Raw genomic sequence first — 13,490 nt, 5'->3', positions numbered from 1 at the left:
CACGTGGCCTCAGAGACCTAGCGACCTGCCACTGCCGCCCTGCTGATATTCCCTCGGCGTGCAACCGAACTCGCGGCGGAACACGGTGTGCAGGTATTGCGCCGACGTGAAGCCGCAGTCGCGAGCGATGTCGGCGATTGCCGAATCCGTGTTCTCCAGCCCGCTGGCCGCTGCGGCCAGTTTGAAGCGCAGGATTTCGTCGTGCACGCTGCAGCAGCGCACCTTGCGGAAATGCGATTCCAGCGAAGAACGCGATATCCCCACATAGGCCGCCACTTGCGCGGTCTTGATGCCCTGACACGCGTACTGGCGGATGAACAACAGCGCCTGCATCACGTAAGGATCGCCCAGCGGTTGATGCAAGCTTGAAGCCTGTACGTTAATCGCATCGGGCGGTATCAAAACCTGTGTTCCGGTCGACGGCATGCCGTGCAGCATTTGATGCAGCAGGTGCGCAGCTGTCCGGCCCATGGTTTCGGTTCCTTGAATCACCGAGCTCAACGGTACGCGGGTCAAGGTACGGGTCAGCGGGTCGTTATCAATGCCGATCAACGCCACCTGCTCCGGCACGGCAATGCCCGCTGTCAGGCAGGCTTGCAACAACTGCCGGGCGCGAGCATCACTGACGGCGATGATACCGATGGGTTTGGGCAGGCTCTGCAGCCACGCAATCTGCTGTTCGACGGCGCTGTCCCAGAGCGGCGCGCTGGTGCCCATGCCGCGATAGATATCGACCTGCAACCCATCGCGCTGCAACAACCTGCGAAAGGCCTTTTCCCGCTCTTGGGCCCAGCGATTGGCCTGGGACTCCGGCAGGCTGAAGCAGGCAAAACGTGTCAGCCCGGCTTCTATCAAATGCTCGTAAGCCAGCTTCATCAAGGCGTCATTGTCGGTGGCGACGTAGGGAATCCCTTTCGGATAAGCGCGCGCATCCTGATAGGACCCTCCTACCGCGACCACCGGCAATTTGATCCCCGCCAGCGCTTCGCCGATCAATGGGTCATCGAAGTCGGCGATGATCCCGTCGCCCTGCCAGCGCTCGATACCGCGCAACCGGCAGAGGAAATCCTCCTCAAGAAACAAGTCCCAGGATGCGCGGGTGCTGCTCAGGTAGTTACCGATGCCGCTGATGATGCCGCGGTCGTAGATTTTGCTGCCGTTGAACAACAGCGCGATTCGATGAACAGGAGGAAGCGTTTTCATTGTTTTTACACTGCGTCGATAAACAGCGTGTTTCGACACAGACTAGGCGCGTGGACGACAGATCTCAATACTCAAAATCGCACTGCCCGTTGGTGACTTTCATAATCAATGGGCACAGGGACGTTGCTAGGATCGAAAGACCGCCAAGAACAATAAGGAACCTGCCCATGTCGCACTTCCCCACCGTCGACAAGATTGTCTACGAAGGGCCTTCCAGCGATTCCCTTCTCGCTTTTCGCCACTACGATGCCAACAAGCTGGTCCTCGGCAAACCCATGCGAGAGCACCTGCGCATGGCGGTCTGCTACTGGCACACCTTTGTCTGGCCAGGCGCCGACGTGTTCGGAGCCGGCACCTTCAAGCGCCCGTGGCAGCGCCCGGCTGACCCTATGGAACAGGCCATCGGCAAGGCTGAGGCCGCTTTCGAGTTCTTCTCTAAGCTGGGCATCGACTACTACTGCTTCCACGACACCGATGTAGCGCCGGAAGGCAGCTCGCTGAAGGAGTATCGCAACAACTTCGCACAGATGATCGACCACCTTGAGCGCCATCAGGAGCAAACAGGAATCCAACTGCTATGGGGCACGGCCAACTGCTTCAGCAACCCGCGCTTTGCCGCAGGAGCCGCCAGCAACCCGAACCCTGAGGTGTTTGCCTGCGCCGCCGCTCAGGTGTTCAGCGCGATGAACGCGACCCAGCGCCTGAAGGGCTCCAACTACGTACTGTGGGGCGGCCGCGAGGGCTATGAGACGCTGCTCAACACCGACTTGAAACAGGAGCGCGAGCAACTGGGCCGCTTCATGCGCATGGTGGTCGAGCACAAGCACAAAATCGGTTTCCAGGGCGATCTGCTGATCGAACCCAAACCTCAGGAGCCGACCAAGCACCAATACGATTACGACAGCGCCACCGTGTTCGGCTTTCTGCAGCAATTCGGTCTGGAAAACGAGATCAAGGTCAACATCGAGGCTAACCACGCGACCCTCGCCGGGCACAGTTTCCATCATGAAATTGCCACGGCGGTTTCGCTGGGTATCTTTGGCAGCATCGACGCCAACCGCGGCGACCCGCAGAACGGCTGGGATACGGATCAGTTTCCCAACAGTGTCGAAGAGATGACCCTCGCCACGTACGAGATTCTGAAAGCCGGCGGCTTCAAGAATGGCGGTTTCAACTTCGACTCCAAGGTGCGTCGTCAGAGCCTGGATGAGGTGGATCTGTTCCACGGCCACGTCGCGGCCATGGATGTCCTTGCCCTGTCGCTGGAGCGCGCCGCCGCCATGGTGCAGAACGACGCGCTTCAGCAGTTCAAGGATCAACGCTATGCGGGCTGGCAACAGCCGTTTGGCAAAGCCGTACTGGCCGGCGAGTTCAGCCTTGAGTCACTCGCCCAGAAGGCATTCACGGACGAGCTGAATCCGCAGGCCGTCAGCGGTCGACAAGAGATGCTCGAAAACGTGGTCAATCGGTTCATCTACCGCTGACCAATGGCTGTAATGGCTAGACTTTGGAGAGTTTGCAGGCCCGGCGAGGCAGTTACATTCTCACGACAAATCTCTGCTCACAGAGCGTTGCAACTCTCTACAGTTCTACCGGCAATCCGTTAAACGTCAGGCAGTGTCTTTCAAACAACAATAAAAGGACGCACCACCATGAAAAAACTACGAATCACGTTACTCGCCAGCGCTCTGGCCCTACTGTCGCTTCCCGTCATGGCCGACTCCGCCAACCCTAAAATCGGTTTTTCCATTGATGACCTGCGTCTCGAACGCTGGTCTCGGGATCGAGACTACTTCGTCGCGGCCGCCGAGAAGATGAATGCCAAAGTCTACGTCCAGTCGGCTGACGCCAATGAGCAGAAGCAGATTTCGCAGATCGAAAACCTCATTTCCCGTGGCGTCGATGTGATCGTCATCGTACCGTTCAATGCCACGGTGCTGACCAATGCCGTGGCCGAAGCCAAGAAGGCCGGGATCAAGGTCGTGTCCTACGACCGGCTGATCCTCAACGCCGATATCGACGCCTATATTTCCTTCGATAACGAAAAGGTCGGCGAAATGCAGGCCAACGGCGTGCTGCAAGCCGCGCCCAAGGGCAACTACTTCCTGCTGGGTGGCGCGCCTACGGACAACAACGCCAAGATCCTGCGCGAAGGCCAGATGAAGGTACTGCAACCGGCCATCGACAAGGGCGACATCAAGATTGTCGGCCAACAGTGGGTCAAGGAATGGAACCCGACCGAAGCCCTGAGCATCGTCGAAAACGCCCTGACCCGTAACAACAATAAAATCGACGGCATCGTCGCCTCCAACGACGCCACTGCAGGCGGTGCAATCCAGGCCCTCGCGGCACAGAAGCTGGCAGGCAAAGTGCCGATCTCCGGTCAGGACGCCGATCTGGCAGCGGTCAAACGCGTGATCGACGGCACCCAGACCATGACCGTCTACAAGCCGCTCAAACTGATCGCCTCCGAAGCCGCCAAGCTCTCGGTGCAACTGGCGCGCAACGAAAAGCCGACCTACAGCTCGCAGTATGACAACGGCAACAAGAAGGTCGACACCATCCTGCTGACGCCCACACCGCTCACCAAGGACAACATCGACCTGCTGGAAAAGGACGGTTTCTACACCAAGGCTCAGATCTCGGGGCAATGACCGGTCAGGCTCGATTGAACGCCTGAGGACATCTCGCAGGACCGGCTCAACCCTGTCCTGCGCAGACTTGCGAGATGTCCGTCTGTTGCCAACGTGTGAGTACCTCGTCATGTCCGACTACCTGCTGCAAATGAACGGCATCGTCAAAAGCTTCGATGGCGTCAAGGCTCTGAACGGCATCGATATCAAGGTCCGGGCCGGTGAGTGCGTGGGCCTGTGCGGTGAAAACGGTGCTGGCAAATCCACGCTGATGAAAGTCCTGTCGGCGGTCTATCCCTACGGCACCTGGGAGGGCGAAATCCTCTGGGACGGCCAGCCGCTCAAAGCGCAATCGATCAGTGAAACCGAAGCCGCAGGCATCGTCATCATCCATCAGGAACTGACGCTGGTGCCTGACCTGTCGGTGGCCGAAAACATCTTCATGGGCCACGAACTGACCCTGCGTGGCGGGCGCATGAACTACCCGGCCATGATCCACCGCGCCGAAGCGCTGATGCGTGAACTCAAGGTGCCGGACATGAACGTGGCATTGCCGGTTTCACAATACGGCGGCGGCTATCAGCAACTGGTGGAAATCGCCAAGGCGCTGAACAAAGACGCGCGGCTGTTGATCCTCGACGAGCCCTCCTCGGCCCTGACCCGCTCGGAAATCGAGGTGCTGCTGGACATCATTCGCGACCTCAAGGCCAAAGGCGTGGCGTGCGTCTACATCTCCCACAAGCTCGATGAAGTCGCTGCAGTGTGCGACACCATTTCGGTGATCCGCGACGGCAAGCACATCGCGACCACCTCCATGGCCGACATGGACATTCCGAAGATCATCACGCAGATGGTCGGTCGGGAAATGAGCAACCTTTACCCCACCGAGCCCCACGACGTGGGCGAAGTGATGTTCGAGGCACGTCACTTCACCTGCTACGACGTCGACAACCCGAAACGCAAACGCGTCGACGACATTTCATTCGTGCTCAAGCGCGGCGAGATTCTGGGCATTGCCGGGCTGGTCGGTGCCGGACGCACGGAACTGGTCTCGGCGCTGTTCGGTGCCTATCCCGGTCGCTACGAAGGCGAAGTGTGGCTGGAAGGTCATCAGATCGACACGCGCACGCCTCTCAAATCGATCCGTGCCGGGCTGTGCATGGTCCCGGAAGACCGTAAACGTCAGGGCATCATTCCGGACCTGGGCGTGGGCCAGAACATCACCCTCGCGGTACTGGACAGCTACTCGAAAATGACCCGTATCGATGCGGAAGCCGAGCTGGGCAGCATCGACCGGGAAATCTCGCGCATGCACCTCAAGACCGCGAGCCCGTTCCTGCCGATCACCAGCCTGTCCGGCGGCAATCAGCAGAAGGCGGTGCTGGCCAAGATGTTGCTGACCCAACCGCGTGTGCTGATTCTCGATGAGCCCACGCGCGGCGTCGATGTTGGCGCCAAGTATGAAATCTACAAACTGATGGGCGCGCTGGCGGCTGCTGGCGTGTCGATCATCATGGTGTCCTCGGAGCTGGCCGAAGTGCTGGGCGTTTCCGACCGCGTACTGGTGATCGGCGAAGGACAGTTGCGCGGCGACTTCATCAATCAGGACCTCACCCAGGAACAGGTGCTCGCTGCCGCGCTCAGCCATCCCGATGGCCATAACAATAATGATCGGAAGACCGCGTAGATGAATCAGGTCAAACAGCTTTTCTCACGCTACAAAATGCTCGCACTGGTCATCGCCGTGGCAATCATCTGGCTGTTCTTCAGTTGGCAGACCGAAGGTGGCTTCCTGACCCCACGCAACCTGTCCAACCTGCTGCGGCAGATGTCGATCACCGGGATCCTTGCCTGCGGCATGGTGCTGGTGATCATCAGCGGCGAGATCGACCTGTCGGTGGGCTCGTTGCTCGGTCTGCTGGGCGGCCTGGCGGCGATTCTCGATGTGATTTACCACATACCGCTACTCGCCAACCTGAGCATCGTCGCCCTGTGCGGGCTGATGATCGGCCTGGCCAACGGCTACATGACCGCCTACCTGCGCATCCCGTCGTTCATCGTCGGTCTGGGCGGCATGCTAGCGTTCCGTGGCATTCTGCTGGGCATCACTGGCGGTACGACTATCGCACCTGTATCGCCGGAACTGGTCTACGTCGGCCAGGGCTACCTGCCCCACTCGGTAGGCACTGGCCTGGGGATCGTCCTCTTCGCCCTGACCCTGTTCCTGACCTGGCGACAACGCCACAACCGCGCCCTTCATGGCCTGGCTGCACATTCCATGGTTCGTGACGCGACCCGCGTCGTGCTGATTGGCGCGGTGCTGGCAGGCTTCGTCTACACCCTCAACAGCTACGATGGCATCCCGGTGCCCGTGCTGCTCCTGCTGGTGCTACTGGGCGTGTTCAGCTACGTCACCAGCCAGACCGTGTTCGGCCGTCGCGTCTACTCGGTGGGCAGCAACATGGAAGCCACCCGCCTGTCCGGCATCAACGTACAGGCCGTCAAACTGTGGATCTTCGGCATCATGGGCGTCATGTGCGCCCTCGCCGGCATGGTCAACACCGCCCGCCTGGCGGCAGGCTCGCCCTCCGCCGGGAACATGGGCGAACTGGACGCCATCGCCGCCTGCTTCATCGGCGGCACCTCCATGCGCGGCGGCTCCGGCACGGTTTACGGCGCGTTACTGGGGGCGCTGGTGATCACCAGCCTGGATAACGGCATGTCCATGCTGGATGTGGACAGTTACTGGCAGATGATTGTGAAAGGCAGCATTTTGGTGTTGGCGGTGTGGGTGGATGTGAGTACGCGGACGGGGCGGCGGTAGTCTGGGGTTGAGGCGCTAAGCTGTTCGGACTTCGCTCAGAAGCTCGGGGTGTCGATCCAGCAGCCTGAGCAGTTTGATCAATGCAAGGGGCGGTTTCGTCTTGCCGTTTTCATAGCGTGAAAACGCATTGACACCTCCGCCGAAAATTTCCGCCGCCTCGCGCTGATCAAGCGCCAGCTTCTTGCGAACCGTGGTGATGAACGCCGGGTCCACAATCGAAGCGTTCACCTGCTTGTTGAACTCAAGCATCGCAGTGCTGACCCGGGTGGATTCGATCGAATCCAGGATCGCTTCGCCACACGCAGGGCAATAATCGCCCGTCACCAGGGGAATCAAAGTCGATTCGGTTTTGTACACGTATGACATATCACGCCTGTCATGCACCAACTCTGCCGCGCCACAAGATGGGCATTTCATGTTCACAGCTCCTTGAAGGACACGATGAGCACGTCATCAATGACCGTAAGTTTCAGGTAGACCTCTCCCGCAACCGTCTTGCAACGATAAACGTCCTGCCAGATCCGATGGTCCGCATGTGTTGTCATGCTTTTGTAGAAATCCGATGCGGCCAATGCTTTGACGATCCCGACAATGTCGTCAAAATCGAAGCCCAGCGCCGCGCCACCCATCAGAGCCGAGCGCGTCGAGCGCACCTTCCCCGCTTCAATCAGGCTTCTGACGACAGTCAGCTTGCAGTGAGGTGTCCTTTTCTCAACGCTCAAAAAATTAACCTACTTGGTTTAAATTGGCAAGTAGGTTAATTGAGATCGCTGACGCAGGCTACGCAGGGTCTGTAGCTAGCCGTGACAGAGGTTTTCGACGGTTACGATGAACGCAGCCTAAGCAATGGCAATCGCATTCCTTATGTCTAGACAGAGCCAGCAATAACGGCAATTTGAAATCACAACAATAAAACCGTTTGCTTAGTTTTGAGCAAACTAAAGCGGCTTTAGTGATCGCATCCCTGCATCATGAAACGGTGGTAAATGGAGTTACACACGGGGCGCGATTAGGATTCGCCATGGAGTAAGCTGGCTGCCCAGCAGTTTCAAGATGGATGCAAAGCGCTGCTGGCGAAAAGAAGATGTTCTTAGCTTCCTGCGAGGGCTCCGCGATGAGGAGCACAGCAGGGTGAAAGTAGGCAGGCAGCAGAAGGAACCGCCTTCACTGCGGATGGTTTAAAGGCCGTTCGTCTTCAGGAAATCATCACCGCGCGATACTTCAGCTATACCCAATAGGCCAACGATGGCGGGCTTATGAAGTGCTCCTCAACAAATCATAAAAAAGAGGTGGCAACATGACTACTAAGCTGCTTGTTCAAAAAGACGCTTTATCAAATGTATCTGAAGAAGACTTATCGAGAATCAAGAAACAATTGGTAGAGTTCAAAGTCGCGCCCCCGGATATAGAGATTGAGCCTGACCCTAACGACCCCTTTTCATCCAACACAGTGGTTTTTGGCTTCCCAGGCAACCTATTAGAAAGTATCGGAGACGCGGTGGGTTTGAGTAAGTGCGATTTAGCAGGTCAGCTGGCATACACTGCTTGCATGGGCGCATCTGGAGCGAACGCTATAATCTGTGCAGGTATAGGGGCCGCGGTCAAGGATGCTTGTGAAGGCTAGTGCCCTGACCCACTTGCGCCTGGTTGGGGGAGTAACCTTCTCCCCCATTCCCACGAACGAAAAAAACCCCGAGCGGTATAAGCGCTCGGGGCCTTGAATATGGCGGAGAGATAGGGATTCGAACCCTAGGTACCGGTGAAGGTACAACGGATTTCGAATCCGTCCCATTCGGCCACTCTGGCATCTCTCCAACGGCGCGCATCATAACAGCATCGAAGCGTAACGCGAAGCCCTTAGGCTAATTTTTTTTCGTGCTATCAAATGGTTGCGTCGTTTTTGTCGCTTAAAGCGGTACGCCGAGACGGTTGGCGACTTCTTCGTAGGCTTCGATGACGTCACCCAGGCCCTGACGGAAGCGGTCCTTGTCCATTTTCTTGCGGGTGTCTTTGTCCCACAGGCGGCAGCCGTCGGGGCTGAATTCGTCGCCCAGGACGATTTCGCCGTGGAATACGCCGAATTCAAGCTTGAAGTCGACCAGCAGCAGGCCAGCATCGTCGAACAGTTTGCTCAGGACTTCGTTGACCTTGAGCGACAGTTCTTTCATGCGGACCAGTTGCTCGGCGGTGCCCCAACCGAAAGCCACGACGTGGGATTCGTTGATGAACGGGTCGCCCTTGGCGTCGTCCTTGAGGAACAGCTCGAAGGTGTAAGGATTGAGCTTGGTGCCCTCTTCGATGCCCAGGCGTTTGACCAGGCTGCCAGCAGCGTAGTTACGCACGACGCACTCGACCGGGATCATGTCCAGCTTCTTGACCAGGCACTCGTTGTCGCCCAGCAGCTTGTCGAATTGGGTAGGAACGCCCGCTTCTTCCAGCTTTTGCATGATGAAGGCGTTGAACTTGTTGTTCACCATGCCTTTGCGGTCCAACTGTTCGATGCGCTTGCCGTCGAACGCCGAGGTGTCGTTACGGAACAGCAGGATCAAGCGGTCAGCGTCGTCGGTCTTGTAAACCGACTTGGCTTTGCCGCGGTAGAGTTCTTCACGTTTTTCCATGATGGGCTCCGCTTGCTAAGTAGTTGGGCTAGGCGATGTGTCGCCAGTCGAGCCCTGAATCTTGATCGGCCAATTGTAGCCAGTCCGGGTCGCACCCGAGGGTGTCGACAAAACATTGCCGGGCCAGATGCGGCAGGTTGTTCTTGCTGCTGAGATGAGCCAGCACAAGGTGCTGCAAGCTCTGCCATCCCAGTTCGCTCACCAGGTTGGCGGCCTGGTGGTTGTTCAGATGTCCTGTTTCACAGCCTACGCGCTGCTTGAGAAAGACCGGGTAATGGCCTCGGGCAAGCATGTCGCGGCAGTGGTTGGCTTCGATCATCAAGGCATCCAGGCCGTGATAACGCTGCAGCACGTTCGGGCAATACGACCCAAGGTCGGTCAACAGGCCAAAACGGCGTCGACCGTCATTGAAGACGAATTGCGTGGGTTCGAGCGCATCGTGCGAGACGGACACCACATCGATGTCCAGCGCGCCGACCTGCAATCGTTCGCCGCCGACCAGCAACCCCGCAGCCTCCACAGGCTTGCGCATCCCGCGCAAGGTACCGCCGCTGAGGTAGACCGGCAGATTGTAGCGCCGAGACAGCAAACCCACGCCATGCACATGATCGGCATGTTCGTGGGTCACCAGAATCGCGCTCAACTGTTCGGCGGCGACGCCCAGACGAGCCAGGCGCCGCTCGGTTTCCCGCAGGGAGAAACCGCAATCGACCAACACGTACGTATCGTTGCTTGTGACCAGCGTGCCGTTGCCACGGCTGCCGCTGCCCAGAACCGCGAAGCGCACTTAACCCAGGTTGTCTTGAATAACGCTCAATACGCGGCGAGCCACATCGGCTGGCGCGACAGTATTGATGTTCTTCTCGACAGTGACCTGAACGTTGTCACCCACTTTGCTCAGGCGGACCTGATAGCGCTCAGCGCGTGCATCGATCTCTTCCTTGCTGGTATTGCTGCCGAACATTCGGCCGAAGAAACCAGGCTCGTTTTCAGGCTTTTTGGCCTTCTCTGCGAGGTTGATGTAGTACAGGCCCAGGCTGCGGTTGATGTCCTCGACACGCCAGTCACCCTGATCCAGCGCACGACCGACGCTCGACCATGCACGGTCCAGGTCGGCACCCAGGTTCAACACCGGGTTGCCGCTGCCGTCTTCGCTCAGGGCGACACGGCTAGGGGTGTCGTAGTCACGCGCCGCCAGCAGGGAGACCGAACCGCCTTTCTCGGCGTTGCGGCTCATGCTGGCCAGCAGATCGTCGGTCAAGGCGGCATCCAGGCCCAGGTTGGTGGTGCGCGACGGGAACGCCACGTCGGCAGTGCTGCCGGCAGGACGCTCAACGCTGACCACATAAACTTCACTGGTGTTGCGCTGCACGCCTGGCTCGATGCGAACCCGCACGCGAGTCTCGGAGTCGGCTGCGACACCGCTGGCGGTCAGACGCTTGGCCACCGAAGCGGACAGTTCGTCGAGACGCTGCCAGGAGGAGCTGAATTCGCCAGTCTGCGGACGCTCTTCAGCGATGCGGAAGCCGTTGTCTTCAAAGTACTGGTGCGCGACCGGCCAGACTTCGGCAGGCTGGCGTTGCGCCAGAATCCAGCGAGCGTCACCACTCTTCTGCAGACTGTAGTCGCTCGACTCGGACGTCGTGGCCAGCGGCAGTGGGCGTGGAACGATGTATTCACCGTTCTTCTGCGTGCTGTCGGCAACGTTGCGTGGAATCGGCAGCAGCGGGTCCAGGCGCTTCACGCCAGAGACGTCGGCAGGCACCTGCATCGGCGCTGTCTGGGACGCTTGAAGGTAATCGCTACCGCGATCACGGAAGTAACCATCTTCACCAAACAGCCAACCGCAACCGCTGGTGCTGGAGATAATCAAGGCAAGTGCGGAAAGTCCGGCCAATCGCTTCATTGCGTAGTACTTCCTCAATTAAACCAGGACGCCGGACTGGCGCATGGCCTGTCGCAGCGGTTCGTGGCAGGCTTCGCTGAGCCAGGTGAGCGGCAGACGGATACCGTCCGGCATCAGACCCATTTCATGCAACGCCCACTTCACGGGGATAGGGTTGGATTCGATGAACAGTGTGTTGTTCAGCGGCATGAGCGTCTCATGGATCGCTCGTGCAGCAGCGGCATCGCCACGCATGGCCGCAGCGCAGAGATCGCTCATGGCGCGCGGGGCAACGTTGGCGGTCACGGAGATATTGCCCTTGCCACCGAGCAGCATCAGCTCGACGGCAGTGGCGTCATCGCCGGAATACACCAGAAAATCGCTGCTGACGCCCGCCAGGATGTCACGGGCGCGCTGCAGATTGCCGGTGGCTTCCTTGATACCGATGATGTTCTTCACGACAGACAGGCGCACCACGGTCTCTGGCAGCATGTCACAGGCGGTACGGCCCGGCACGTTGTAGAGAATCTGCGGGATGTCGACCGCATTGGCGATGTGGCTGAAGTGCTGGAACAGGCCTTCCTGGGTCGGCTTGTTGTAGTAAGGCGTCACCAGCAGGCACGCGTCAGCACCTGCAGTCTTGGCGTTGGTGGTCAGTTCGACCGCTTCACGCGTCGAATTGGCGCCCGTGCCCGCAATCACCGGAATACGACCTGCCACTTGATCGACCACGCGACGGATGACTTCGATGTGTTCGTTCACATCGAGCGTCGCCGACTCGCCTGTCGTGCCGACGGCAACAATGGCGTTGGTGCCCTCTTGCAAGTGGAAGTCCACCAGTTTGCTCAGGCTGTCCCAGTCAAGACGACCTTGTGCATCCATGGGTGTGACCAGTGCCACCATACTGCCCGCAATCATGCAACCGCTCCTGCCGGAAAAAGAGAGCCGTAATGGTACTGGCGCTATCATCCTTGTACAAGCGAAGTACCGCGCTCTGAGCATTCCCCTGAGCGATGGTTTTCGCTACCCTTCGTCCTTTGATCGGTACTGGTCACCTGCGCACCTCGCTCAATCGGTCGAATTTGTCGCCAGAAGCCCTGCCCCAGCGCATTCCAGCCCAGCCATGGTTCTGCCATGCAGGCAAGGCGTGCCGGGGCCAAGGTCGGCATCCGGCGCTCTCGATTGTCGAAAAAGCCCCGCAAGACCGAAAAAGTACCGACCGCTCATCGTCTAGGAATGCTGCATGTCGTCCACCCCCACAGTTCGCGAACAATTCCTTGTCATCAGTGCCCTTGGCGCAAACCCCATGGAGCTGACCAACGTCCTGTGCCGAGCCAGCCATGAAAATCGCTGCTCGGTGGTTACCTCGCGCCTGACCCGCCACGGCGAGTGCAGCGCACTGATCCTTCAGGTGTCCGGCAGTTGGGACGCCCTGGCGCGTCTCGAAACCGGCCTGCCGGGCCTTGCCAAGAAGCATGCGTTCACGATCAGTGTCGTGCGCAGTGCCACGCTTGAAAACCGCCCCGAAGCCCTGCCCTACGTGGCGTACGTCAGTTCGGCGTATCGCCCGGACATCATCAATGAGCTGTGCCAGTTCTTCATCGACCATAACGTCGAGCTGGAAAATCTGATCTGTGACACCTATCAGGCTCCGCAGACAGGCGGCACCATGCTCAATGCCACGTTCACCGTCACGCTGCCTGCCGGTACGCAAATCAGCTGGCTGCGCGATCAGTTCCTCGATTTTGCCGACGCACTTAATCTGGACGCGCTGATCGAACCCTGGCGCCCACAAGCCCCGATGTAAGGAATCCTCATGGCCGTTGCAGTCAATCAACCTGTTTCCGATTTCCAGGCAGCCGCCACCAGCGGCGTGACCGTCACCCTGTCAGAGCTCAAGGGCCGGCAGGTCGTGATTTATTTCTATCCGAAAGACAACACGCCGGGCTGCACCACCCAGGGCCAGGACTTCCGCGATCACATCGCGAATTTCCAGGCAGCCAACACCGTGGTGTTGGGTGTGTCCCGTGACAGCCTGAAGACGCACGAGAACTTCAAGGCCAAGCAATCGTTCCCGTTCGAGCTGATTTCGGACAAGGACGAAGCGGTCTGCCAGTTGTTCGACGTGATCAAGCTCAAGAAGCTGTATGGCAAGGAATACATGGGCGTTGACCGCAGCACCTTCCTGATCGACAAGGAAGGAGTGCTGCGTCAGGAGTGGCGCGGCGTGAAAGTGCCAGGTCATGTGGCCGAAGTGCTGGCCCAGGCAGAAGCCTTGAACAAGGCGTGATGTGGCAAATCGCTGCGGTGCGCAAGGCTCCGCAGCG

The 13,490-nt window shown here is 58.7% G+C and carries 14 protein-coding genes and 1 tRNA gene; 7 read left to right on the top strand and 8 right to left on the bottom strand.

The window, feature by feature from the left end; translation table 11 throughout:
* Positions 1–9: 9 nt before the first annotated feature.
* Positions 10–1,203 (bottom strand): XylR family transcriptional regulator, encoded by a 1,194-nt coding sequence (locus BUB69_RS07955; RefSeq protein ID WP_073164236.1) that lies wholly within the window; start codon positions 1,201–1,203, stop codon positions 10–12.
* Between the two features lie 167 nt (positions 1,204–1,370).
* On the opposite strand from BUB69_RS07955, the gene xylA reads away from it, so the two are divergent.
* The 4 genes from xylA to BUB69_RS07935 all read left to right on the top strand — a co-directional run bounded on the left by xylA (position 1,371) and on the right by BUB69_RS07935 (position 6,660).
* Positions 1,371–2,687 (top strand): xylose isomerase, encoded by a 1,317-nt coding sequence (xylA, locus tag BUB69_RS07950; protein ID WP_073164231.1) that lies wholly within the window; start codon positions 1,371–1,373, stop codon positions 2,685–2,687.
* A gap of 168 nt (positions 2,688–2,855) precedes the next feature.
* The gene (gene xylF / locus BUB69_RS07945; protein ID WP_073164228.1) at positions 2,856–3,857 is read left to right on the top strand and encodes a D-xylose ABC transporter substrate-binding protein; all 1,002 of its coding nucleotides are present in this window, start codon (positions 2,856–2,858) and stop codon (positions 3,855–3,857) included.
* 109 nt (positions 3,858–3,966) lie between these two features.
* Positions 3,967–5,523 carry a D-xylose ABC transporter ATP-binding protein gene (gene xylG, locus BUB69_RS07940; protein WP_073164225.1) on the top strand — a complete coding sequence of 519 codons (1,557 nt, stop codon included), beginning with the start codon at positions 3,967–3,969 and terminating at the stop codon, positions 5,521–5,523.
* Positions 5,524–6,660 (top strand): sugar ABC transporter permease, encoded by a 1,137-nt coding sequence (locus BUB69_RS07935; protein WP_073164221.1) that lies wholly within the window; start codon positions 5,524–5,526, stop codon positions 6,658–6,660.
* Positions 6,661–6,675: 15 nt separating this feature from the next.
* On the opposite strand, the gene BUB69_RS07930 is transcribed toward BUB69_RS07935, so the two are convergent.
* A complete protein-coding gene (locus BUB69_RS07930; protein WP_073164218.1) occupies positions 6,676–7,077 on the bottom strand; it encodes a type II toxin-antitoxin system MqsA family antitoxin in 402 nt (133 codons plus the stop codon).
* A gap of 2 nt (positions 7,078–7,079) precedes the next feature.
* Positions 7,080–7,382: a type II toxin-antitoxin system MqsR family toxin gene (locus BUB69_RS07925; RefSeq protein WP_073164215.1), complete on the bottom strand. Its 303-nt coding sequence runs from the start codon at positions 7,380–7,382 to the stop codon at positions 7,080–7,082.
* A gap of 575 nt (positions 7,383–7,957) precedes the next feature.
* Here BUB69_RS07925 and BUB69_RS07920 point away from each other — a divergent pair.
* Positions 7,958–8,284 carry a hypothetical protein gene (locus BUB69_RS07920; RefSeq protein WP_073164212.1) on the top strand — a complete coding sequence of 109 codons (327 nt, stop codon included), beginning with the start codon at positions 7,958–7,960 and terminating at the stop codon, positions 8,282–8,284.
* A gap of 100 nt (positions 8,285–8,384) precedes the next feature.
* On the opposite strand, the gene BUB69_RS07915 is transcribed toward BUB69_RS07920, so the two are convergent.
* From BUB69_RS07915 to dapA, 5 genes are all read right to left on the bottom strand, one after another.
* Positions 8,385–8,474 (bottom strand) — tRNA-Ser (locus tag BUB69_RS07915).
* Positions 8,475–8,567: 93 nt separating this feature from the next.
* Complete coding sequence (gene purC, locus BUB69_RS07910; protein ID WP_024686265.1) at positions 8,568–9,278, bottom strand: phosphoribosylaminoimidazolesuccinocarboxamide synthase; 711 nt, start codon at positions 9,276–9,278, stop codon at positions 8,568–8,570.
* A gap of 28 nt (positions 9,279–9,306) precedes the next feature.
* Positions 9,307–10,065: an MBL fold metallo-hydrolase gene (locus tag BUB69_RS07905; RefSeq protein WP_073164209.1), complete on the bottom strand. Its 759-nt coding sequence runs from the start codon at positions 10,063–10,065 to the stop codon at positions 9,307–9,309.
* Complete coding sequence (bamC, locus tag BUB69_RS07900; protein WP_073164206.1) at positions 10,066–11,184, bottom strand: outer membrane protein assembly factor BamC; 1,119 nt, start codon at positions 11,182–11,184, stop codon at positions 10,066–10,068.
* An 18-nt stretch (positions 11,185–11,202) separates the two neighbouring features.
* A complete protein-coding gene (gene dapA, locus BUB69_RS07895; RefSeq protein WP_073164202.1) occupies positions 11,203–12,081 on the bottom strand; it encodes a 4-hydroxy-tetrahydrodipicolinate synthase in 879 nt (292 codons plus the stop codon).
* Between the two features lie 325 nt (positions 12,082–12,406).
* On the opposite strand from dapA, the gene BUB69_RS07890 reads away from it, so the two are divergent.
* Together BUB69_RS07890 and BUB69_RS07885 are read left to right on the top strand one after the other, a co-directional pair.
* Positions 12,407–12,970, top strand: coding sequence for a glycine cleavage system transcriptional repressor (locus tag BUB69_RS07890; protein WP_024695049.1), 564 nt, complete (start codon positions 12,407–12,409; stop codon positions 12,968–12,970).
* Between the two features lie 9 nt (positions 12,971–12,979).
* A complete protein-coding gene (locus BUB69_RS07885; protein ID WP_024686260.1) occupies positions 12,980–13,453 on the top strand; it encodes a peroxiredoxin in 474 nt (157 codons plus the stop codon).
* The last annotated feature ends 37 nt before the right edge of the window (positions 13,454–13,490 follow it).

It is taken from the genome of Pseudomonas asturiensis (genome assembly GCF_900143095.1).
GTDB classification, from domain to species: domain Bacteria; phylum Pseudomonadota; class Gammaproteobacteria; order Pseudomonadales; family Pseudomonadaceae; genus Aquipseudomonas; species Aquipseudomonas asturiensis.
The sequence above is the reverse complement of the archived record's forward strand: the minus strand, read 5'-3'. Positions and strand labels throughout refer to the sequence as shown.